Annotated in this window: 19 protein-coding genes and 2 pseudogenes; 14 read left to right on the top strand and 7 right to left on the bottom strand. The window is 63.1% G+C overall.

Annotation, left to right across the window (positions count from 1 at the left end):
* The first annotated feature begins 7 nt into the window (after positions 1 to 7).
* From H3H55_RS36840 to H3H55_RS36820, 5 genes are all read left to right on the top strand, one after another.
* Entirely contained in the window at positions 8 to 1,444 is a 1,437-nt protein-coding gene (locus H3H55_RS36840; protein ID WP_193103021.1) for a hypothetical protein, read from the top strand.
* Complete coding sequence (locus H3H55_RS36835) at positions 1,434 to 2,297, top strand: hypothetical protein (RefSeq protein ID WP_129517691.1); 864 nt, start codon at positions 1,434 to 1,436, stop codon at positions 2,295 to 2,297. Before H3H55_RS36840 ends, H3H55_RS36835 begins: the two co-directional genes overlap by 11 nt.
* Positions 2,287 to 3,699 carry a radical SAM/SPASM domain-containing protein gene (locus tag H3H55_RS36830; protein ID WP_193103020.1) on the top strand — a complete coding sequence of 471 codons (1,413 nt, stop codon included), beginning with the start codon at positions 2,287 to 2,289 and terminating at the stop codon, positions 3,697 to 3,699. The genes H3H55_RS36835 and H3H55_RS36830 overlap by 11 nt, the downstream gene beginning before the upstream one ends.
* On the top strand, positions 3,696 to 5,231 hold the full coding sequence (locus tag H3H55_RS36825) for an NAD(P)/FAD-dependent oxidoreductase (protein WP_193103019.1): 1,536 nt from the start codon (positions 3,696 to 3,698) through the stop codon (positions 5,229 to 5,231). Before H3H55_RS36830 ends, H3H55_RS36825 begins: the two co-directional genes overlap by 4 nt.
* 605 nt (positions 5,232 to 5,836) lie before the next feature.
* Positions 5,837 to 6,511, top strand: coding sequence for a lytic polysaccharide monooxygenase auxiliary activity family 9 protein (locus H3H55_RS36820; RefSeq protein ID WP_193103143.1), 675 nt, complete (start codon positions 5,837 to 5,839; stop codon positions 6,509 to 6,511).
* A gap of 189 nt (positions 6,512 to 6,700) precedes the next feature.
* Here H3H55_RS36820 and H3H55_RS36815 read toward each other — a convergent pair whose 3' ends face one another.
* From H3H55_RS36815 to H3H55_RS36800, 4 genes are read right to left on the bottom strand one after another with little or no spacing between them, the layout of a single operon-like run.
* Entirely contained in the window at positions 6,701 to 8,047 is a 1,347-nt protein-coding gene (locus tag H3H55_RS36815; protein WP_193103018.1) for a cytochrome P450, read from the bottom strand.
* A 14-nt stretch (positions 8,048 to 8,061) separates the two neighbouring features.
* The gene (locus H3H55_RS36810; RefSeq protein ID WP_193103017.1) at positions 8,062 to 9,696 is read right to left on the bottom strand and encodes a Dyp-type peroxidase; all 1,635 of its coding nucleotides are present in this window, start codon (positions 9,694 to 9,696) and stop codon (positions 8,062 to 8,064) included.
* Complete coding sequence (locus H3H55_RS36805; RefSeq protein ID WP_193103016.1) at positions 9,693 to 10,736, bottom strand: hypothetical protein; 1,044 nt, start codon at positions 10,734 to 10,736, stop codon at positions 9,693 to 9,695. The genes H3H55_RS36810 and H3H55_RS36805 overlap by 4 nt, the downstream gene beginning before the upstream one ends.
* Positions 10,733 to 11,407: a hypothetical protein gene (locus H3H55_RS36800; RefSeq protein WP_129517697.1), complete on the bottom strand. Its 675-nt coding sequence runs from the start codon at positions 11,405 to 11,407 to the stop codon at positions 10,733 to 10,735. Before H3H55_RS36800 ends, H3H55_RS36805 begins: the two co-directional genes overlap by 4 nt.
* An 836-nt stretch (positions 11,408 to 12,243) precedes the next feature.
* Between H3H55_RS36800 and H3H55_RS36795 the strand changes: the two genes are divergently transcribed.
* Both H3H55_RS36795 and H3H55_RS37830 read left to right on the top strand, forming a co-directional pair.
* A complete protein-coding gene (locus tag H3H55_RS36795) occupies positions 12,244 to 12,633 on the top strand; it encodes a hypothetical protein (RefSeq protein WP_129517698.1) in 390 nt (129 codons plus the stop codon).
* A 184-nt stretch (positions 12,634 to 12,817) separates the two neighbouring features.
* Positions 12,818 to 12,955, top strand: a pseudogene (locus H3H55_RS37830) (IS5/IS1182 family transposase); the annotation flags it as partial.
* 169 nt (positions 12,956 to 13,124) lie between these two features.
* Here the strand turns inward: H3H55_RS37830 and H3H55_RS37630 are convergent.
* On the bottom strand, positions 13,125 to 13,253 hold the full coding sequence (locus H3H55_RS37630) for a hypothetical protein (RefSeq protein WP_264299697.1): 129 nt from the start codon (positions 13,251 to 13,253) through the stop codon (positions 13,125 to 13,127).
* A gap of 309 nt (positions 13,254 to 13,562) precedes the next feature.
* Between H3H55_RS37630 and H3H55_RS36790 the strand changes: the two genes are divergently transcribed.
* Complete coding sequence (locus tag H3H55_RS36790) at positions 13,563 to 14,315, top strand: hypothetical protein (protein ID WP_193103015.1); 753 nt, start codon at positions 13,563 to 13,565, stop codon at positions 14,313 to 14,315.
* Between the two features lie 177 nt (positions 14,316 to 14,492).
* Complete coding sequence (locus tag H3H55_RS36785; RefSeq protein WP_193103014.1) at positions 14,493 to 15,602, top strand: DNA alkylation repair protein; 1,110 nt, start codon at positions 14,493 to 14,495, stop codon at positions 15,600 to 15,602.
* Between the two features lie 18 nt (positions 15,603 to 15,620).
* On the opposite strand, the gene H3H55_RS36780 is transcribed toward H3H55_RS36785, so the two are convergent.
* Positions 15,621 to 15,857: a hypothetical protein gene (locus tag H3H55_RS36780; protein ID WP_193103013.1), complete on the bottom strand. Its 237-nt coding sequence runs from the start codon at positions 15,855 to 15,857 to the stop codon at positions 15,621 to 15,623.
* A 139-nt stretch (positions 15,858 to 15,996) separates the two neighbouring features.
* Positions 15,997 to 16,248 (bottom strand): annotated as a pseudogene (locus tag H3H55_RS37825) (hypothetical protein); the annotation flags it as partial.
* Between the two features lie 981 nt (positions 16,249 to 17,229).
* On the opposite strand from H3H55_RS37825, the gene H3H55_RS36770 reads away from it, so the two are divergent.
* From H3H55_RS36770 to H3H55_RS36750, 5 genes are all read left to right on the top strand, one after another.
* The gene (locus tag H3H55_RS36770) at positions 17,230 to 18,957 is read left to right on the top strand and encodes a protease pro-enzyme activation domain-containing protein (RefSeq protein ID WP_193103012.1); all 1,728 of its coding nucleotides are present in this window, start codon (positions 17,230 to 17,232) and stop codon (positions 18,955 to 18,957) included.
* Between the two features lie 570 nt (positions 18,958 to 19,527).
* On the top strand, positions 19,528 to 20,451 hold the full coding sequence (locus H3H55_RS36765; protein ID WP_193103011.1) for a glycosyl hydrolase: 924 nt from the start codon (positions 19,528 to 19,530) through the stop codon (positions 20,449 to 20,451).
* Between the two features lie 78 nt (positions 20,452 to 20,529).
* A complete protein-coding gene (locus H3H55_RS36760) occupies positions 20,530 to 20,814 on the top strand; it encodes a hypothetical protein (RefSeq protein ID WP_193103010.1) in 285 nt (94 codons plus the stop codon).
* 56 nt (positions 20,815 to 20,870) lie between these two features.
* Positions 20,871 to 21,044 carry a hypothetical protein gene (locus tag H3H55_RS36755; protein ID WP_226800712.1) on the top strand — a complete coding sequence of 58 codons (174 nt, stop codon included), beginning with the start codon at positions 20,871 to 20,873 and terminating at the stop codon, positions 21,042 to 21,044.
* The gene (locus tag H3H55_RS36750) at positions 21,041 to 22,081 is read left to right on the top strand and encodes an LLM class flavin-dependent oxidoreductase (protein WP_193103009.1); all 1,041 of its coding nucleotides are present in this window, start codon (positions 21,041 to 21,043) and stop codon (positions 22,079 to 22,081) included. The genes H3H55_RS36755 and H3H55_RS36750 overlap by 4 nt, the downstream gene beginning before the upstream one ends.
* The last annotated feature ends 71 nt before the right edge of the window (positions 22,082 to 22,152 follow it).

The following is a 22,152-nucleotide window of genomic DNA, read 5'->3' as shown; positions in this document are numbered from 1 at the left end:
GCCGCACATGCCGATACTGGAACTCCGGATTTTGCCGCCCATCGCGGTCGGCAGGCTGGGCGCCGCGGCGACGCCGCTGGAAGCGTTCGACCTCGTCGTCGATCCCGACAACCCGCTCGACTTTCGACGCATCGTGCCGTGCACCACGCTGGAGGTGGATCCCGAAAGCGGCGAGATCGTGAAGGCCTATGTGCCCGACACGATTCGCTTCAAGGACGAGAACAGGAAGGTGCGGCCTGTCGCGCCTTTTCTCGAAGTGTTTGCGCGCACGAGCGAGGCGCCCGATACGCTGCAGCCGCTCACGCTGCAATTGCTCGCGATGGAACAACTCGATCTCGACGCGCTGCATTGGGATATCCATCTGGGCAACATCAAGATCTACCGCCGCACCAACGACGCGAACGACAAGATCCACGCGAACCTGACCGGCCTCAAGGATCACAAGCGGCACGCGATGCAAGGCCATTGCGAACACTTTCGCCAGGGACGGCATCTTCCGCTCGGCCACGTCCAGTTCGTCAAGCCGACGGCGCAGTTCCCCGAGATCCGCCTGCGCTACACCCCTGCCGCCGGTATCGTGTACGGCACGCGGCTGGTGCGCCGCACCTCGGACAAGGAAAGCGAAGACAAGCTGAAGCTCGATCCCGTCATCGATCGCGACGATCTCCTGCTCTACGCCGAGGCGCCCGGCAAGTGGCTCGGCTTCAGGGAGGCGGGCGGCCCCACGAAGGCGCATCCGGCGCCGACCAACCCCGCACAGATTTTTGCCGGATACGCCGACAAGGATGGCAATCAAGTCAGCTGGGGTTATCTCGACGACGAATGCGATGGCCACGTGCAAGTCGTGCTGACGAGGAAGGACGGCTCCACGCTGCGCGCGCACGGCTATATCGGCGCCGGGCCGCCGGCCTATGCGCCCGATACCCTGCCGGTGCGCGTGGTGTCCGACGAGATGGAGCAGATTCTCCACGGCATCCACATCCCGGAAGAGAGCGTATCGATCGACGAAGCCACGGAGATCGTCCTGCGTGCGCTCGAAACGATCCGCCTCATGAACACCGCCGTCATGAACGGCAACCCGGTCAACGGAAGGCTCAACGTCGCGAGCACGATGGTGCGGCAGAACACGGCCGACTTCGAGCGCTATTACGAGCCGATCGCCGCCGAATCGATCGTCGACAATCTCGCGCTGCGTGCGCTGCACGAGCGCGTGTTCAGCACGCTGGCGGCGGGTGGCGCGCCGTGGTTCGCCAAGCTGCTGCGCCAGCCCGAGGAGATCGGCGACCTGACCGCCGAGGGCTTGCGCAAGATGCCGGCCCTGATGCGCGGGGCGGATGGCCGCAGCCTGACGCTCACGCGCCGGCACATCAACCTGGTGATCAAGGCGGCGCGAGACGCGATGTTCGGACAACCTGATCCGAAGGGAGACAAGCATGTCGGCTAACGATCCGAACGTTCCGAAAGACCTCGAGCAGCCCGGCAACGGGGAGATCCGCGCGTCCAACCTGACCGCGCAGATTCACCATCGCGGCGTGGGCAACCCGGCCTCGGCGCTGCCGCGCACGGCGATTTCGAATTGCTTCCCGGGCCTGGAGTTCGATTTCCGCAATTTCTGGCGGCGCGCATTCGTCGGCATCACCCTGGTCGAGAACAACAACTACGTCGTCGATGCGGAGCCGGGCTACGAGCATCTCAAGACGCGCCGCCTGCTGAGCTTCGACGGCCACAAGGTCGGCACGATGGTCCTCACGAGAGGGCCGGTGCTGCCGGACGGGGATCCTGTCACGCTGGCGAGCGTGCCCAATCCCAATGCGGTGTCGTTCATGGAGTGGTCGAACTCCATCGCCCGCATCGTGCATTTGCAGGGCAAGCCGGTCGAATGCGAATTCACGGCTCACGAGAACGCGCTGGAAGAGGTGTACTACGTCCAAGGCAAAACCGAGACCCTGAAGGCGACGCTCACGTTGAGGCACTTTTTCGAGGGCGACACCGCCAGCTTCAACCCCGAGATGTTGAAACCGGGCGAGCTGACGCAAGGCCTCTGCGCGCCCTGGCAGAACGACTATCGCGAATGCGCGTGCTACTACTGGGCCGCGTCGCGACCCGACTTCGTCAATGTCGAGCCGGGCGACGACGGGCTGGCGCGCGGCGACATGTGGCTTGCCAAGCGCCGCACGGGCACGTACGTGCCGGACAATCGCGTCGACACGCGGTTGTGGTCCTACGACGATCTGTTCCGGTCCTGGCAGGAGGATCTGCAGTTCGTGATCCGCGGCAAGGATGCCGATGAAACCTGATCGCGCCGTCGAGACGCTCGCGCCGCTGGCGTCGGCGATGGCGGCGCGCATCGTCGAGGCGTCGCGCCCGCGGCATCCCGGGATCCACGTGGTCGAGGATGCGGAGGGCGCGCAACTGTTGCTCGTGAACGGAAGCCGCCTGTTTCATGTGCCGCACGATCTGCATGACGCGTTTCAGGCGGCGCTCGAGGACGGGGATGCGCAGGCCGTCACCTCGCTGGTCGCGAGCCGCGGGCTCGACATGCGCGCGGCGATCGACGACGCGCCTTTGACCGAGATGCCGGTGCACGCGTTGTCGCTTGCCGTCGCGCAGAAATGCAATCTCGGCTGCACCTATTGCTACGCCCAGCAAGGGGAATTTGGCGGCAAGGCGAAGAACATGCCGCTCGAAACCGCGCTTGCGGCAGTCGACCTGCTGATCGAGCAGGCGAGCGAGGGCGGCAAGATCAATCTTGCATTCATGGGCGGTGAGCCGCTCGCCAATCGCGCGGTGCTGCGTGCGGCGACGGTCCACGCGCGGGAGCGCGCCGATGCCCGCGGAATCCGATGCCAATTTTCAGTGACGACGAACGGCAGTCTGCTGCAGGAAGACGACGGGGCGTTCTTCGAAGAGCACGGCTTCGCCGTCACCGTCAGCCTCGACGGCCCCGCGCCCGTGCATGACCGCTTGCGTCCGTTCAAGGGCGGCATGGGCTCGTTCGATCACATCGTCGAGCGCGTGACGCCGTTGCTTGCGCGGCAGCGGCGCATGCAGGTCTCGGCGCGCGTGACCGTCACGCCGTTCAATCTCGACTTGCCGAGCACGCTCGATACTTTCGTCGACATGGGGTTCCACAGCGTCGGCTTCTCGCCGCTGCTGCGCGCTTCGAACGGCCGCGCGGAAATGGGCCCGGACGATATGGCAGACATGCTGCAAGGGATGATCGCCTGCGGGCTCGCGTTCGAGCAAAAGGTCATGCGCGGCGAGCGCTACCCGTTCTCGAACATGCAGAACGCGCTGCGCGAAATCCAGCGCGGCACGCATCGGCCGTATCCGTGCGGCGCGGGGGCGGGGTATTTCGGCGTCTCCGCCGATGGCGAGCTGGCGGCGTGTCACCGCTTCGTCGGCGACGAGGCCGGCGCCATGGGGCATCTCTCCACGGGCGTCGATCAGGCGCGCCAGACGATCTGGCTCGCCGAGCGTCACGTGCACCAGCAACAGCCCTGCAATGCATGCTGGGCGCGCTATCTTTGCGGCGGCGGATGCCATCACGAGGTCCTCGAGCGCGGACGCAGCGCCTGCGATTACATCCGCGGCTGGCTGCACTATGCAATCGGCGCGCACGGCAGGCTCGCGCGCTATGCGCCGGCCTGGTTTGCCGGTTCGCCTGGCGCGTCGTCTGGTGGTGCGGGAACGGCGTGAATCGCACGTTCGACATGCTCGTGACCGGCGCAGGTCCCGCTGGCCTGTGCGTGGCGCTTCGCTTGAACCATCTCGGGCATCGCGTGCTGCTCGTCGAGCGAAGCCCGCAATGGCCTCGTCCGCAGATCGGGGAAGCGCTGACGCCGGGTGTCAGAAACATCATCGACTACCTCGACGCGGACGAGGTGCTCGAATCCGTTCCGATCCTCGCAGGCAAGCCCACGCGCGTACGCTGGACGAGCGAATCGATCGAGACGGTGGCGCACGACGGCGCCGTCGTGGAGCGCGCCGCATTCGATGCGGCGCTGCTGCGCCTGGCCGTGGCGCGCGGCGTGGAAGTGCTGCGGCCGGCGAGCGTCGCGCAAGTCGACGGAGCGCCCGGTGCCTGGCGCGTGCAAATCGCTACGCCCGACGGGCTGCGCAACGTCGAGGCGCACGTGCTGCTCGATGCCCAGGGCCGGCAGAGCCGACGCGAGCCGCAGCGCTTGCGCGTGCCTCGGCTGTCCACGGTATGGGCCGAAGCCGCGATGGAAACACCGGCTGCGCATGCCGATGCCGCCACGCGCGTGGACGCGCTCGATGACGGATGGATGTGGGGCGCTGCGCTGCCGGGCGGCCGTTACCGCGTGATGTTCACGTTCGATCCCTCCGCGCGGGACGACGCGCTCGAACGCGAGCCGGCGTCTGTCTTGCGCAACGCCTGCACGCGAAGCGCCTTGTTCAAGGACATTGCAGGTTTGCCTTGGTGCGATTCGCCGCGCATGTGCGTATCGACGCCCTACGTCGACGCGCTCTCCTGGCAGGACGGACGCATCAAGCTCGGCGACGCGGCCTTCGCGCTCGACCCGATCTCGTCCTCGGGCGTCGAGAAGGCGATGCGCTTCTCGCTCCAGGCCGCTATCGCGATCAACACGTGGTGCCGGGCAAGCGATGCGTCGGAGCGCGAACTGGCGCAGCGCTTTTACGAATCGCGCCTGATCGAAGGCGCGGCGCGTCACCTCGCATGGACGGCCGGGTACTACCGTCAGGCATGGTGCGCCGAGTCGCCTTTCTGGCGCCTGCGCTCGACGCCCGCATTGACGTCCGATACGGTTGCGATGGCCACGCTCGGCGACGAAACCACGGCGCGCGTTGACCTCATGACGCACGCGCTGCAAGCCGAATTGGCGCACGTGCCGTCGAACCAGCCCCAGCCCAGCGAGCCCGCGCCTCCGTTGCCCTTGCACAGTCCGATCCGCTTCGCCCGCAATACCGGCATTGTCGTGGTGCCTTGCGCGACCGGCGACCGCGTCACCGCGCATCCCGCCTTGCGGCATCCGAGTCTTGATCGACCCGTCGCGTTCTGGAATGGCGTGGCGCTGTTTCCGCTCCTCGACATGCTGACGCGGGCAACGCATCCGCTCGAGCTGATTGCGTTTCTCGGCAGATCGATGGAAGCGGCCAGGGCGCAACAGCTGCTCGAATGGCTGTGGAGCAAGCAAATGGTCGAGCCCGCTGTCTTCAGCGGCGGGAATACCTATCCAGCCTCATAGGATTCCTGCGGATCTCACAAAGATAAAATCCACTGCAAAAGCTATCTTAAGAATAACCAGGGGGAGGCACTCATGAATACTCGGCGCGCTTTTCTCATCGTGTCCGCTGTGATGCTTTGGCGCGACAATAAATATTAATAGGGTCTGCGATTATTGATGATCTCGATCCAATTCAAATAATAAAATTATTGAACAACGAAGGCGATCATGCCGGTTTCCTTCGAGCACGAAATGTCGAGATCGATCATTCACGATCGTCAAACACCAAAATCCGCGTTAAATCAGGGCTGACGAACGAGGCATCCGGAAAATGGATATTTCGATGTCGAGAATCAAAAAAATATTAATGAGGGAAGTTTATTTTTCCGATCTTTGCGGATAAGGTTTGATTCGGTGAAAGTGATTTGTCAGGAAGCATGGCGATTAATCATCGCTTGCCGCGGTTTCATTCGACTACCGCTTTTGCCGATCAGCGTGCGCGACGACGCGTCGACAGGAATCCCTGCCCGGGATCTTGCGACAGGCTCGATGTGCGCATATCCGTTTCGACATCAATGCCATGAGGGCTCATGAACAAGATCATCCGCAGATACGTTGCTTCCGTCATGCCATGCTCGCTGGCCGGCGTGGCACTGCTGGTCGCGGCGGCCGGTGCTCACGCGCACGGCCGTTTGACCGAACCGCCTTCGCGCATCGTGCTGTGCACGCAAGGCCAGAATCCGAACTGCCCTGTCGACGACTGGCATGCGAACGCGATGGAGAACGGCAAGTTTTTCCCCGCGACGCAAAGCGGCCTGTCGGATCCGTTCGCGCCGAACGACGCGAAGAACGCCGCACCCCCGAAGGATGGCGAAATCGCCGGCGCCAGCACGAACGGCCCGCTGCCCGTGCTGAACGAGCAGTCGCCGGGCCGCTGGCAGAAGATCCCGCTACGGTCGGGCGCGGTGCAGAATTTCAAATGGGAATTCAGCGCCGTGCACAAGACGCGTCGCTGGAACTACTTCATTACACGCGCCGACTGGAACCCGTCGGAAAAGCTGACGCGCGCGCAGTTCGAGCCCACGCCGTTCTGCACGATCCAGAATCCCGGCCAGCCATACTGGGACCCGAACGCGAACCTGGTGCCACAGCAGCCGACCATTCATCCATGCCAACTGCCGATGCGTAGCGGCTACCACGTCATCCTTGCGGTCTGGGAGGTTGCGGATACGGCGATGGCGTTCTATCAGGTCGTCGACGCGGTGTTCACCAATGGCGATACGACACGCAGCCCGTTCTGATACTGCCGCGACATGACGCGCCCGGCGATGCCCGGGGCGTCATGAATTGAAGAACGCGCTCAGCGCGGCCGGAACGGTATCAGCGCACCCGTTTCGTTATCCGAATCGTTGTCGGTCCGACACCATGCTTCGGCGTTCAACCGCTGCAGCCGCCATCCTGACTTTCCCCGCAGCAGCTCAATTATTGGTTCATCGTACGACCGTGAAATGTTGCGGGAACGGCGTTTCGGTATCCGGCCGCCCCGCAGCGCCGTCGGCGCGCGCCAGCGGCGCGCCTGCCAGCAGCGGCGTCATCAGCGCCGGAATGATGGCGCGATTGATCGCATCGCCAAAGCAGCGATGCAGGCCATAGCCCCACAGGATATAGATGTCCCAGGGCCGGTCGGTGCGGAACGCGTCCGGATCGTCGACCACGGCCGCATCGAACATCGCGGACAGGTTCGACGCGAACACCATCGCGCCTTTCTTCACCTGGCACGCACGCGTCGTGCCCGACGCGATCTCGCAGTCACGCGTTGCGCGACGATAGATCACCGGATTGACCGGATTGAACCGCAGCGCCTCGAAAAGGATCGAGCCGACCGCCTGCTCGTCGCCGCGCGCCGCCGCGGCCTGGGCCTGCGCGAGCATGTCCGGATGATCGAGCAGCACGTCGAGCGCCTGCACGCACGCCTTCGAAATGGTCGGAATCGCGCCAATCACGAGGCCGATCATGTTGTTGCGAATACCGGCGCCGCCGAATCCGCCCGCGCCGGCATCGCGCAGTGCCGCCGCGCGCTTCAGCACGGTGACGGGGCCGCCGGGGTTCGCGTCGAGCCTGGCGATCGCCGCATCGATCGCGCTCAGGCATCGGCCGGCGTAATCGAGCGCCTTGCTTTCCACCACCGGATCGCCTTGCAGATCGGCGAACAGATACCAGAACATCGCGGTCGTCCATTCGACGAGATCGGGAACGGACGCGGTATCGACGCCGAAATACTCCCGCACCATCAGTGCGGGCACGACCGTGGTCAGCACCTGCGGCAGATCGATCTCGTGCGGATGCGCGGCCACGATCCGCCGGGCCGCATCGCGCGCCTTCGGGACGACGATGTCGACCACGTCGCCGCGCTGCGCGGCGAGTCGCATGATCGACGCGTTGAGCTGATACTCGGCGCCATCCTGCATCCCGAGGAAGAAATTCGGGCCGCCCGTGATCTTGCGCATCCTCGGCTCGTAGACGACCTCGAAGTCGTCTTGCCGATCGAGCACCTCGCGCACGTCAGCCGCCAGGGTGACGATGACCGACCCGTCGCACGGATAGGCGGTGACGAACGTCTTGTCCGTGGCGATATTGGGCGCGAACGCGCGCAGTGACGCGAACACCGAGCGCTGGCCGGCAGGATCGGTCAGCACGGCTTTCAGCCGCGCCGCGAGATCGCCGCTGCCGCTCGCAAGCTTCGCCGCGATCTCGTCGCCGGCGAGCACACCCTTGCCCAGCGAGTGGGCTTCGAGCGCGATTGCATGGAACAGGTTCGATGCAAAGGCAAGGGACATCGGCGCGCTCCGCGTCAGGTAGGATCGGTCAGGCCCATGCCGATCAGGCGCAATGCCGTCATGCTGGGCATGAAGAAGTAGTCGCCGCCGCGCGCCTCGACAAAGTTCGGGATGCCGCTCGCGATGAACGGCGGATTGCCCGATTTCGGATCGGCCGCGATCACGTAACGCGCATTCGGCGCATGACTGCCGACGAGCGGGCAGGTGTCGTTGCCGAGATTGAAATCGAGGCCGTAGTTCAGCCATTGCTGCTGAACGAACTCGAACTGGCGCGACAGGTTCGCGCAGACCGCCAGCATGACGATCCCGTGCTCGCCGTGGGCGTCGTCCTGGCTGCCGTATGGAAGACCGCGGCGCAGGATGCGCCGGCGGTTGTTGAGCGCGGACCCGGCACGGTTGGCCGGATTGTTGTCGCCGACGTGCGGATCGAGCAGGTCGCGCGTGTTCATGCGGCGCGTATGCGCGCCCATCGGGCAGCGCAGGCCATCGAGATCGCCGCGATAGACGAAATCGACCAGGCGGCGCGCCCGTTCCGGATTGAGCTCGCCGGGTTTGTCCTTGTCGAAAAGCGGGTATTGGGCGTTGAAGGCCTGCCATTCGGCAAAGGTCGACGCCGCCATCAGCGGCACCCCGTCCTGCCAGCGGCCGGCCATTTTTGCCATCAGTGTCTGCTTCGCTTCGTCTTGCGACCCGAGGCGCCAAAGCCCATTCAACTGGTCCGCCGTCTTGTCGATCCAGCCGTGAAAACCGCTCACGTCCTGATGCAGCTTGCGATACGCGAAGAACGTTCCGTTGCGGCTGAAATCGAGCGGCATCGCGGCGCCGGGGATTTCCTGCGCTTCATCCGGCCAACCCAGCAGGAACTCGCCGCGCGCGAGCGGCGACCAGTTGCCTTGGCCGTCCACCTTGCCCTGGCCGACGGCTGCTTCCATCGCGACCTTCCTGTTGCCGGGCACCTGCCCGTCGAAGACCGGATCGCTGATCGCGTCGGTAAAGCCGAAATGCTCGTCGGGCGTCGCCACGATCTTGCCGTCGAATTCCCGGGTGATCGCGGACAGATCCTGCCAGCGTTCGTCCGAGCCACGATGACCCACGCACAGGGCAACGCCGCTGTCGGCATGTTTGCACCAGTCGATGATCTCGTCGGTGACCGTCTGCAAACCGGGAACAGCGGTGCCGTCATCCTGCATCCGCGCATTGAGCATCACGAGAATGTGCGGCTGGTTCCTTGGGTCCTTCGTTGCCGACTGGTTCCAGACCGGGTCCCAGTCGGTCGCGTCGTCGCTGAGGATCGATGCGCGTGCCGCCATGCCGTCGATGAAATCGTCGGGCATTCCGCGCAGCGTGCGCGTCGGCACGCCGAGCGCGACCAGCCCCCAGAACGTGAATGCGAGGTTGATCGTCACGTCCGGCCGCTCCACCGAGACATCACCCGTGGGCCTCAACGTGGGATGACGAAGGGAAGGCCATCGCATCGCGGTGGTCGCCTTCCGGCGCATATGCTCGACGAACGCGCGTCCTCTCGCGGCGTTACGCACGTTGAGCAGCATGAAGCGTCCTTTCGGAAAGCCCTGACGGCCATATGCGGTGAGGATGTTGCCCTGGATATCGGCGAGATCGAGATCGACGTCGTACTGTTGCTCTGTCATGACTGGGTCACCCCTGGTGCCTCGTTCGAGTTGGCCATGGCGGCGGCGGGAACGGTTGCCCTGACGCTCGGGCTGACTCTGTCGGCGGCCGGAACGTCGGTGTCGATGACGCCCGGCGGCTGGGTCGGGCTCTCGATGTCAGTGGGGCGGTGCGTCTTGAGGAAATCGCCGAACGCCGCGTGAAGCCTCGCCGGATCGTCGCTCTGGTGATCGATCGCGAAGCGCGCGAAATTCTGTTGGAGATACAACGACTTCAGCACCGAGCGCAGATCGGAGAACGGCGCGGTGTCGAACGGTACCTCACCGCACTTCATCACGTACCGATAAGCGCCGTAGATGCCCAACGCGAGCGCTACGGGCAGCGCGAGCCATGCCAATTTGCCCGCCACCATCGCTACGATGAGCGTCACCACCAGCGTGAAAATCGCGATCGCCGCGCCAATCATCGGAATCGAAATCGACCGCGACAGGAATGGCGGCGTCGTGATCCAGTAATCGTTGAACGGCATCGTCGTTTCGACCTGGCAGCGCTTGATGTAATGCGCGAATTCGTCGCCGGTGCCGACGGTCTCGAAGCCGTAGCAATGTCGATAGACCGCGCTCAGCTCGTCGCGCATCACGTTCCACAAGCTGACGAGATAATCGTGCAGGCCGCCGTCGTTGTCGCTGGCGTGACTGGGCGCGGGGTCGAAATCCACGCTCAGGAGCAGCCACGACGTCGATAGGTTGTCGACGTGCTGATCCTCGAGAAGATTGGTCTTCCGGATCGCGTCGACGAGCGAGTCGACCGGCACGCGACCGTTGAAGGCCGGCTGGTCAATCACCGCGAAGCGGGCGAAGTGCGTGCTGTGGGAGCGCGAGAACGGGCTGTTACGGCCGCCGGCCTCGCATGCCTTGCTTTGCATCGCAGTCGGCAGCGTGGCGAGCACCTGGCGCAGCGACGACGTGGGCGACGTCACGTTGCCGTCGTTGTCCTTCCACGGCTCGACCCGAACCGGCGACAGCACGGTAAGGAAATAATGACCACCGTCGAGGTTCATGATTGGGTGCCTCCTGCCTTGCTCTTGGGCCAGGCCCGATCGACGAAGGGCTGGCGGTTGGTATCGGCGTTGGCCGTGTCGTTCGACGCGACGGGCGCGAAGCCGTGCGTGCCGAGATCGTTCTGCACGGCCACGAGCATCGCGCGATAGGCTTGCGCAAAAGCATCGGGGGACAACGTCGCATATTGATGCGCGAGCGTGACCAAGTTCGACCGCACACGCAATGCGGCCTTGATGTCGCGTTGAGCGGCGCCGGGCGTTGCGTTGTAGTAGTAGTCGGTATCGATCTGATTCGCGCGAATGTAATTCTTGAACGGCGTGATCGGAATGGAATGCGGATATTTGGTGCTGGCATACCAGAACAGATCAAGGCCACCCGGAATGCCGTCCGAAAAGGCGTCGATGTACTGATCCCAGGTGCCGTTGAAGTTGCTGATGAACAGCATGTAATCGTTTTTCAGATCGGACTTGGGCTGGCCGAGATCGGGCCAGTCTTGTCGGCGGATGATGGCCCAGCGCGCAAAATGGATGATCGACAGACCGATCAGTCCGGTCAGCGTGGCGGGCAGCGCCCGCGCGATCATGAAGATGAATCGGTTGATCCACGTCCGATGCGGCGGCATCGGCGTCACGACGTTCATGCCATAGGCTTTGCCAGCAACATTCGACATGTCCCGTCTCCCGTCAGGCCCTCACCGGCGCGATCGCGGAACGGGGAGGTTGGTCGTTTGCTTTTTCGGCGGACAGGCTTTGGCAGCCGGTCCCGTCATATAACGTGTTTTCTGGTTTTCGGAGCTTGAAGCCGCAGCACTCCTTGGCGGTGAGAATAGCACGGTGAAATTCGTCGGCAACGACTTTTTTATGAGCAATTAAAAATGGCTTTGTCTCATCTGTTTCGGCAAAAAAACGAGGTCATATCCGCGCACAAAAGATAAACACGTTACGGATAACTTACAGAGACCGGTATCAATGGGGCTTTTGTGAACATCAAGGGAATGGCCGAACGTCCACAATCTCAGAATTGTTGAATAATTGGCTCAATAGTGACGGACGATGACACGGTGGTGGGATGCCCTGGAAGCGCAAGTTGCGATCTTTGCGAGCAAGGACAATGTAGCCACCCTTGCCAATCCACACGGCGCGTCGCCGGACTCAGGCTGTCCAAAGCGAAAATCTCGCTGGTCACCCGATGTGCGGGAATCACCGGAACACCGGCCCTGGACGGGGCCAACAAGCAGAAATGACGTGGGAGGCGTGATTGAGAATGTGAAATTGCGCTGACTTATTGCACGGGTCGACGCAGCGCCTGTGGCGCCGTGAGGGGCTGCGAATGCCACAGGCGTTCAACCGTATGGATATCTACGCGGAAAAACATGCGTTTTTGATTTTCAGCCCTGTCAGGCTTTACAGGGTGTATCCACGATATCCGACGCCTATATTGCTCTGGCAGGTGCGCGACTGACGCGCTTGACTGCATCCTCCAAATTCATAAGAAATGGAGATTCCCATGGCCAATGTACCTCTCACCGGCACCTATATCTCGTCGGACAAGAATTTCACATTCAAAATCACGTCCGCCGATGCATCCAATGGCGTCATTGCCGGCACCTATACCACCAACTACAGCCCGATCGGCGCGTTCGCTTCCGAAGGCAACGTCGGACACTATGGCTGGGTGTACAGCAAGGCCCAAGGCAAGGACGGCGTCGCGCCATTCAACATTAGCTTCGGCGGCAGCCAGCGCCCCGACCAGCGTCCCTACAACATTGTCGATAGCTGGAACGGCGCCTATTTGACCAACAACACGATCGTTGCCGAAGGTACGCGTTCCTTCGTCAATAGCGACGGCGTGGTCGAAGTCGGCAGCCTGGGCACGCTGAAGTTCGTACTCGGCTAAGCTGGTTTGTCATGACATTGGCGGCGGCAAATCATCGCTGCCGCATCGATGGACCACAACATTAACAGGCCGTAGAAATACCTCCCGCGGACGTCGTCCGGGCAGCAGGGGTAAACGTTGAAACAAGGTATCGAACAACACTGAGAGCGAAGCGATACGCTGAGCGGATGATTACACCGAGACGATGTTCAGGATAGCGAAGCTTAATGACTTCGTGCCAGCCAAGCATCCCTGCGACCGATTCGCATCGGGTTGAACGAAACGTTCAAGCGCATGGACGGCGTGTTCGCGCGGCATGTACGAGAGCGATGCGAAAGGCGGCTTACAACCTCACGCGCATGCGAATGCTCACGGCGAAAGCGGCATGGAAGCGAAAGTCGGCGAGCAAATGACATCGAATCGGTCCGAATCTGGGTCTTCGATCAGCCCTTTTGGATGATTGACCGAAGCCAGGCCAGCTAATCGGATCGCATGCGCCGCAGCGGCTCCCATCACAGCAAGCAGACGCGACGCAACGTGACCGTTCTCAGATACACGGATTTATCGAGCCACGGCACGAACACATACTCGTCGTATGCGTCGCAGCCGACCAGAATCCAGTGGGACAGAACGTTGGACATGATGGTCTCCTTGACCCCGTTCGTTTCGGTGTGAAGGGCGTCGACGCATCGCGGTCGTCATTTGTCGTGCCCACACCCGGTATACCCGGCGAGCACGGCGCTTATTCCCGACGCCACGCCACGCACTTTTTGCGCAGATGTCGCCCATCGCTGGAATAAACGGGCCTGCTCGGCGGTATGCCGATCAAGCACCGGACGCATCGAGGGGAGGCGCCAATGGACGACAAGGGGAGACAGACCCGGACCCTTCCGGGCCGATCGCGGCGCGATCTCGACGATGCCGGGAAACCGGCGTCGCCGCATGACCGGATGCGCAACACCGCACGAAGGCTGCAACTCGCGTCCGGCATCCTGTTGTGGCTCTATATTTCCATTCACATGGTCAATCACGCGCTCGGCATCTGGTCGATCGATATCGCAGAGCGCGCACTGCACCTGGCGATCGGGCTCTGGCAAAGCGTGCCCGGAACGATCCTGCTGTATGGCGCGGCCGGCCTGCATTTCGCGCTGGCGATCCGCACCATCTACGGCCGTCGGCACTGGGCGCTGCCGCCCGCCGAATGGCTCCGTCTGTGGGCCGGCCTCAGCCTGCCCCTGCTGTTGATCCGCCACGTCGTCGGCACACGGGTTGCGACGTCGTTCTACGGCTTCGAACCGAACTACGAACGGGTCATCGTGTCGCTCCTCACGAGCGGCACGCAGGGCCTGCAGATCGCGCTGCTCGCTCCGGGGTGGCTGCACGGCAGTCTCGGGCTGTGGTTTCATTTGCGCCGGCATGCGTTTTGGCATCGCGCAAGGTTCGTGCTGCTGGCCGTGCTCGTGCTGCTGCCCGTGCTGTCGGCGGCGGGCTTCGTGCAGATGACGCGCGCGGTCGTGCCGGGAAGTCTCGCGGTACCGGCACCCGACGCGGCGCTGGTTGCGCACCGCGCCGCGCTCGACAGCTGGCGGCATCTCCTCGTTGCCGGTTATCTGTCGCTGATTGTGGCGGCCTTCGTTGGCGGTCAATTGCGAAACCGGCTCTCCAGCGGCGCGGCGCGCGAGCCGTCCCGCGAGCAAAGGTGAACTGGCGCATGAGCGCGCCACGCCCGCTCGCGGCTCGCGCTTTCGCCCGCGTCGACTGAACCCCGCACGGGCGTGCGCTGGCCGGGCAAAGTCTGCTGACAGGAATTGGCAGGGGCTTCGGCGATACTGTGCGCTTTCGCATCCATCGATCCGCGGTACCCGCCGCATCTCCTGGCAATGACAACCATCCAAGTTCCCGTCCCGCTGAAGGAATCGCTGGGCGAACAGCAGTTCCACACGCTGTCCGACGTGCTGCATTCGATCGAGCCTGCCTTCAACCGGGCGGCGTTTCTTGCGACGGCGCTCGACGGCTTCGACGAGTTGACGCTGATGGAGCGCGTCAGGCGCGCCAGCGTTGCGATCGACACGGGCGCGCGGTCGCTATCCGGCGGATACGAGGCCGTGCTGGCGTTGTTGCAGGAGGCGGCGCCACGCTTCGGCCGCGGGTTTGTCTCGCTCATCGCGCCCGACTATGTCGGGCAGTACGGTCGGCATGCATTCGACCGTTCGATGGATGCGCTGAAATATTTCACGCCGTTCGGCACGTCGGAATTCGCGGTGCGCGAATTCCTGCGCATCGACAGCGCGCGCGCACTCGCCATCATGGAAACCTGGGCGCACGATGCGGACGACGCAGTCCGCCGGCTGGCAAGCGAAGGCAGTCGCCCGCGCCTGCCATGGTCGTTCCGGCTCCGCGAGATCGAAGCCGACCCGGCGCTGGCCGCGCGGATTCTCGACACGCTTCGCGCGGACTCCAGCGCTTATGTGCGCCGTTCGGTCGCGAATCACCTGAACGACGTGGCGAAGACGCATCCGGCCTGGGTGCTCGATCGAGCCGAACGATGGGGCGACGACCATCCGCATACGCGATGGATTGTCCGTCACGCACTTCGCACCCTCGTGAAGCAGGGCGATGCGCGGGCGCTCGCGATCCTGGGTGCCGAACGCGCGCCTCGCCTGGGAATCGGCCCGTTTGGCGTGACGCCCGCGCAGGTGGTGCTCGGCGAATCGGTCACGCTCGCCTGCGAGCTGCACTCCACGGCCGAGACGGCGCAGCGACTTGTCGTCGATTATCGGATCGGCTATGTGAAGCAAAACGGCGATACGTCGCCGAAGGTCTTCAAGCTGAAGGTACTGACGCTCGAACCCGGCGAGCGCATCACGCTGCGGCACAGCCGGGCGATGCGCGATTTCACGACGCGCCGGCATTATGCGGGCCGGCATGAGGTCGAGCTGATCGTCAACGGTCAGGTCGTTGCGCGATCCTTTTTCGAACTCGCGGTGTGAGTGGGCCGTTTGCCGGCCTCACGCCGCCTTGAGTGCCGAAAGCTGCAGCGCCTGTGCGAAACGGGCCAGGGTGGAGATCGATCCCGTCACGCTTTCGTACCGTTCGCGTCCGATCTGTCCGTCGAGTATGACCAGCATGCCGGCGTCGCGGGCGAGCGCGACGAGCGCCAGCGTGTCGAGTGCGGCCGTGTCGGACTTGTCGGCCGGGTTGACGGTCTGGTTGCCCGATTCGGAACGATAGATGGCGTGTGACATGACGTCTCTCCTGGTGGCCTGCAACCGGTGTACCGCGCAGCCGGTATCCGTGAGGTCAGTATCGTTGCCACGCCAGTGCGATTCAATCAGCGTGCCCTGAAGCTGCGGTAGGAATCGTGCAGATATCGTCGGCGGATTCCTACACGGCACGCGGTTTCCGTGAAGCGGTGCGTCGTACCGGCCGCTTTGCGCGACGCCGTGCATACCGGCATCCGATTGCGCGCCAGATATCGGCGGCGGATTTGGGGCAGGTGAACAGGTCGTGATCGATGCGGAGCCAGCCGAGCGGCGCGCAGATCCGCTCGCGCAATGGCGCGGCGTGCTCGCCGATCCCGGCCGTGAACACTAGCATGTCGAGGCCGCCGAGCAGGGCGGTCGGCGCACCTGCCTCACCCTCGTGCAGCGGAAAGGCAAACACCGCGAACTTCATGCTCGACGAACCGGCGTTGACGACGAGGTCGGCGAGGCGCGGCCACCTTGGCGTGCATGGGCTCCGCTGAGGCGAAATCGGGACGCGCGGGGCCGGTCGCGTGTCAACGCAAAGCGGGTGTATTGCATCGCTACGGCTTGCTGCTCGAACAAGCGCGTTTGGCAGGTCAACATGCAGGTCCGGGGCGCGCCGGACACGATTCCCGAGGCGGTTCGCGTACGATTTTCCGATATCTGAAGCTTGTTATAAAAAAGTCTCGTCTACCTCGTCAATTGAACCGACCCGGCGTGGCTCGATCGGTCACGATGCAGTCGAGTGCGGCCAGTCAAAATAGAACTTGACGTTCCAATTTTGCCTTATATGCTTTTCACGGGGCGCAAGTAATCCATCTGGAAACAAGTAATCGGATCGGCGGAGATTTCTCGTATTGTTTCAGTTTTTTGTCGAATATCCGTGATTTGGTGTTTGTCTGGTTTTCTTGAGTGTTCCGGGTTGGGTGAGTAAATCCGTGTCGCGAATGTTGCATGATTTCGTCGTGGTGCGTGCATTGATTTACTATCCGATTGAAATATTTCGATATGTAATTTTCAGGGGCATTGCCCGATGACCGGCTACGGATCGCGCTTGCCTCGGCGACTTTAGTCGTATCGCAAGGCAACTGCCGTCTCGCATCAGTACGGGCGACACGCCCCATATCTACAAGCGCGATATACCAGGTCGATTCAAACAGGTGCGCGCTGATTCATATCATGCCGACGATGGCTAATCCTGAATGCGCTCGATGCGCATGGATTCTTGATTTCCGCATATTGATTTGACGGGATTGTTGATGATTTATGGACGTAGTCGGGTGGCAATTTAAAAATATACAGAAAAAATCGATTTCCGATTTCTCGTGGTGCAACGCTGGCAGAGCCTTGTCCATTAAAGGAGTAACCGGTCATGAATCGAATCAAACACGATCAAAGTCAATGTTTCGAAAGCACAACTGGGCGCATTCCACGTACGTGTTCACTTGCTCTGGCCTTGTTGCTCACGTTCGGCACGGCGGCGACGGGCCATGCAGCGCAGGTGCTGACCCGCCACGTTCGCGCAGGCGCCGATGTCGGCGTGGCCGCACCGGTGATCGACGTTCTCGCGGACCGGCGGATGGTGCTCGACGTGGTGTTGCCGCTACGCGATCAGAAAGGGCTCGACGCGTTCGTCGCGGACGTGACCAATCCGCTCAGTCCCGACTTCCGCCACTACTTGACGCCTGCCGAATTCAGCGCACGATTCGGTCCGACACGAACGGACTACGATATGACCGTGCAATATCTCGTCGCACACGGCCTGACCGTGACCGGAGGGAGCCTGGACGGCATGGACGTGCAGGTGGCGGGGCCTGCGTCAGCCGTCGAAGCCGCCTTCAACCTTCGGCTGCACTACTATCGGCATCCGACCGAGCACCGGTTGTTCGTCGGTCCCGACCGTGAGCCGACAACCTCGATGGCCGTTCCGCTTTGGCACGTCTCCGGGCTCGACAACTATTCGATTCCGCATCCGCTGTTCGTCAAGAAGGGCAACGACGCGAAAGCACAGGGCGTTCGCCCCGATGCGGTCGTCGCCCGCGCCACGACGGGATCGGGTCCGTCAGCGTCGTTCCTGGGGAGCGACATGCGCGCGGCCTACTATGGCGGCACCAGCCTGACGGGCGCGGGGCAACACCTGGGCCTGCTTGAATACGCCGGAACCGAGCTGGCCGACCTCGGCACCTATTTCACCAACAGCGGCCAGACCAACCGGGTCCCGGTCACGCTGCTTTCGACCGACGGAACCAGTACGTCCTGCGATCCGAGCACGTGCGACGACAGCGAACAGACGCTCGACCTGACCCAGGCGCTCGGCATGGCGCCTGGACTTGCGAGCCTGACGATGTATGTCGGCTCCACGGATACGGCCATCCTCAGCGCAATGACGACCCACCAGCCGCTGCCGATGACGATCGGCTGCTCGTGGGGTTGGACGCCTGCCGATCCGTCCACCCTGGACCCGTACTTCAAGAAGATGGCCGCCCAGGGGCAATCGTTTTTTGCGGCGTCCGGTGACAACTCGACCTGGTCGACGTCCAACGAGGCATGGCCTGCCGACAGTGCGTATGTCATTTCCGTTGGCGGGACCGATCTGACGACCGGCTCCGCAGGCGGCGCGTGGAAGTCGGAAACGGCCTGGAGTGATAGCGGCGGCGGCATCTCGCCCGATCAGGTCGCGATTCCGTCCTGGCAGAAGATCAGTGGCGTGATCAATTCCGTCAACCGTGGCTCCCGGACCTACCGCAATGGGCCGGACGTGTCCGCCAACGCCGATTTCACCTTTTATGTGTGCGCCAATCAGAGCGGCTGCACCGCGAACGAGTATGGCGGGACCAGCTTTGCCGCGCCGATGTGGGCCGGCTTCGCCGCGCTGGCCAATCAGCATGCCGCCGCTCTGGGGCAAGCGCCCGTTGGCTATTTCAACCCGGTGATCTACGCGCAGAACGAGATCAATGGCGCGTTGACACCCGCATATACCGCGAACTTCCACGATATTGCGAGTGGCACGTCAGGGAGTTACCCGGCGGTGAAGGGCTACGATCTGGTCACCGGGTGGGGCAGTCCCAAGGCGGATCTGATCATGTCGTTAGTTAAGTAATCCTTCTCATATGCGCTCTTCGAAAATTGCATGGATGGAAAAACCTGGGCTGTCCCCGGTTGTAGCGTCGATGACATCGACAAGCTGATTGATCAGCGTTTACCTGACGTACCGATGTGCACGTGTCCGATATAAACCCGTCACCGTAAAGAGGGCAAGGAAATGTATAGACAGCGATATGGAGTGGTGTTGCGATCGGCTTTGGGCGTCGCGTGGGCCGCCGTGCTGGCAGGGGCATCTCTCGGCACGAGTGCCGTCATGGCCGCGCCGTCTTCGGCTTCGTCGTCGAATACCTGTCAGGCAGCGTGGAAGGCCGGTCAAGTCTATACGCGAGGGAATGTCGCATCAGTCGGCACAACAAACTATCAGGCTAACTGGTGGACCCAGGGCCAGAATCCTGTGTCGAACAGCGGTGCGGCCGACAGTGGCCAGCCGTGGACCATTGCAGGTTCCTGTACCGGAACGGGGAGTGGCGGTGGCGGTGGGGGTGGAAGCGGGGGTGGGAGTAGTTCCGGGACCGGTACGGCTCCGGCTTTCGTTTATAGCCCGTACAAGGACGCGACGATTTCGATGGACTGGAACACGAACGTCATTTCATCGGCCGTCACGGGCCAGATGAACCCTGTACTGTCGGTGTTGCCAGCCGGTGTTCATGCAATGACCCTCGCTTTTGCGACCGGCGAATGTGGCAGCGAGAACTGGGCGGGAGTCGATGGCGGTGCGCTGGCTACCGCCAATATTCAACGGTTCACCGCGGCCAATGTGAATTACGTGATCTCCACGGGCGGCGCTGCGGGGTCATTCACGTGCAGTTCCGATGCGGGCATGGCGACTTTCATCAATCGTTACGCATCGAATAATCTCATCGGGATCGATTTCGACATCGAGGCGGGGCAGACGCAGCAGGTGATCAACGATCTGGTGCAACGCGTCGTGGTGGCGCAGCGGAATTATCCGAATCTGCGTTTCAGTTTTACCCTGGCGACACTTGCTCCTTCCCAGCCGGGCGCGACCACGGCAAGCTCCTGGGGAGCAAGCGCACCGGACAGTTTCAACATTTATGGTGACTGGGTCATGCAGGCGATCCAGACATACGGGTTGAAAAACTACACCATCAATCTGATGACGATGGATTACGGTTCGGCCGGGGCGGGAAACTGCGTTGTCGCGGGCGGACTCTGCCAGATGGGGCAATCGGCCATTCAGGCGGCCATGAACCTGCACGATCACTGGGGCGTGCCGTACAGTCAGATCGAACTGACGCCGATGATCGGCGGTAACGATGTGGCCGGCGAAACCTTCACGCCAGCGGACGCACAGACCGTCGCCGCGTATGCGAAACAGAACGGGCTCGCGGGCATCCACTTCTGGTCGTTCGATCGTGACGTCGATTGTCCGCCCGGTGCCGCGTCGTCAACGTGCAATTCGATTGGCGGCGTCGGCACGCTGGGTTATTCGAACCTGTTTGCCAATAGTCTCCCCTCTGGCAAATGATGCGTGGCAACACGCTGAAGGCGACCGGCTCGCCCGGTCGCTGATCTCTCTCGCCTTCACACGTCGCGACGATGGTCCTTGCTCGCCGGCGCGCCAAGCGTGCCGCGTCCGACGACGCGGCGACTCGTCGTCGATGATCGTATCGGCTACGTGAAGCAAAACGGCGACGCGTTGCCGAAGGTGTTCAAGCTGAAGGTCCTGACACTCGAACCCGGCGAGCGCATCGCGCTGCGGCACAGTCGGGCGAGCGCGGCGCCTGTTCCTGGCGCCGCACGATGCGCGACGAACACGGGAATCGATATCTGCGCACCGCAGCGAAGCATTGCAGCAATCGATATTTTGCACGCGGCCCCGGGTGGCTAAGATCGAATCCCCGGGCGGACGCCCGTCTCGTCAACCCGCCCGCCCGCCCCCGAATCATGGACAACCGCACGGATTTCCCTCCGCTCAAATGGCTGCCGGAAAGCGAGCATCGCCGGCTCCCGGTGCGCGCGAAGGTGCGCGCGTTTGCCGATCCGGCCGCGTGCGCCGTGCTGCGCGACGCCGGCGCCGGGAAGGCCGCGCCCGTCTCCAGGTCGCCGCGGCAACGATGACACAAGCGGCCGAAGGCGTGTGCATCACGCGGATCAGCTTCCTGACTCCGGGCAACTATGCGGCGGACGATCCGTTGCCGGGCCTCGAGCAGACGCTCGACCTGTTCCGGATCGGCGAGGCGCTCGGCTACGACTGTGCATGGGTGCGTCAACGCCATCTCGAGCGGGCCGTGTCGTCGGCGGCGACGTTTCTCGCGGCGGCGAGCCAGCACACGACCCGGATCGGGCTGGGCGCGGCCGTGATCCAGATGGGTTACGAGAATCCGTTCCGGCTGGCCGAGGATCTGGCGACCGTCGACATCCTCTCGCGCGGCCGCCTGAACGTCGGGCTCAGCGCGGGCGCGCCGCCGCATGGCGCACTGCTCGGCGACCGGTTGTTCGATGGCGCGCCGGAGCAGATCGACTTTTCGCACACACGCGTCGCACGGCTGCGCGCGAACCTGACGGGAGAACTGCTCGGCGACGAACAGTGTTTCGTCGAATCGCCGGCCGGGCGCGAACGGCCGCGCGTGATGCCGTACGCGCCCGGACTGACGCAGCGGCTCTGGTATGGCGGCGGCTCGCTGCGCTCGGCCGAATGGGCCGGTCGCAACGGCTTCAACCTGCTGATCGGCAATCTGAACGTCGGCGAGCGCACGGACGACTTCTTCGACACGCAGCGCAGCCACCTCGACGCGTTTCGTGCGAACTGGCGCGGCGCGCATCCACCGCGCATCGCGCTCGGGCGCGTGATCGTGCCGATCGACAGCGCGGATCAGGTCAGCCGCCGGCGCTATCGCGCGTTCGCCACGCAACGCGTCGAGCGCACGCGCGGCCCGCAAGGCCCGCGTCGCACGCTGTATGCGCAAGACCTGGTCGGCAGCGCCGCGGAAATCACCGAGCGCCTGCTCGCGGATCCGGTCGTACGGCAGATCGGCGAGTTACGCCTGGAATTGCCGTACGATTTCGCGCCCGACGAGTACGAGCAGATCCTCACCGATTTCGTGCTGCATGTCGCGCCGCATCTCGGCGGACAGGCGAGCAGGACCGCGGCGTAGCCGGGGCCCGGGAGCACGGAGAAGAATATGGAAAGCCGAAAATATTCGTTCCGGCCGACCAGGGGGGCTGC

It is taken from the genome of Burkholderia sp. Z1 (assembly GCF_014893795.1).
GTDB classification, from domain to species: domain Bacteria; phylum Pseudomonadota; class Gammaproteobacteria; order Burkholderiales; family Burkholderiaceae; genus Burkholderia; species Burkholderia theae.
This window is presented reverse-complemented; position numbering and strand designations above follow the sequence as displayed.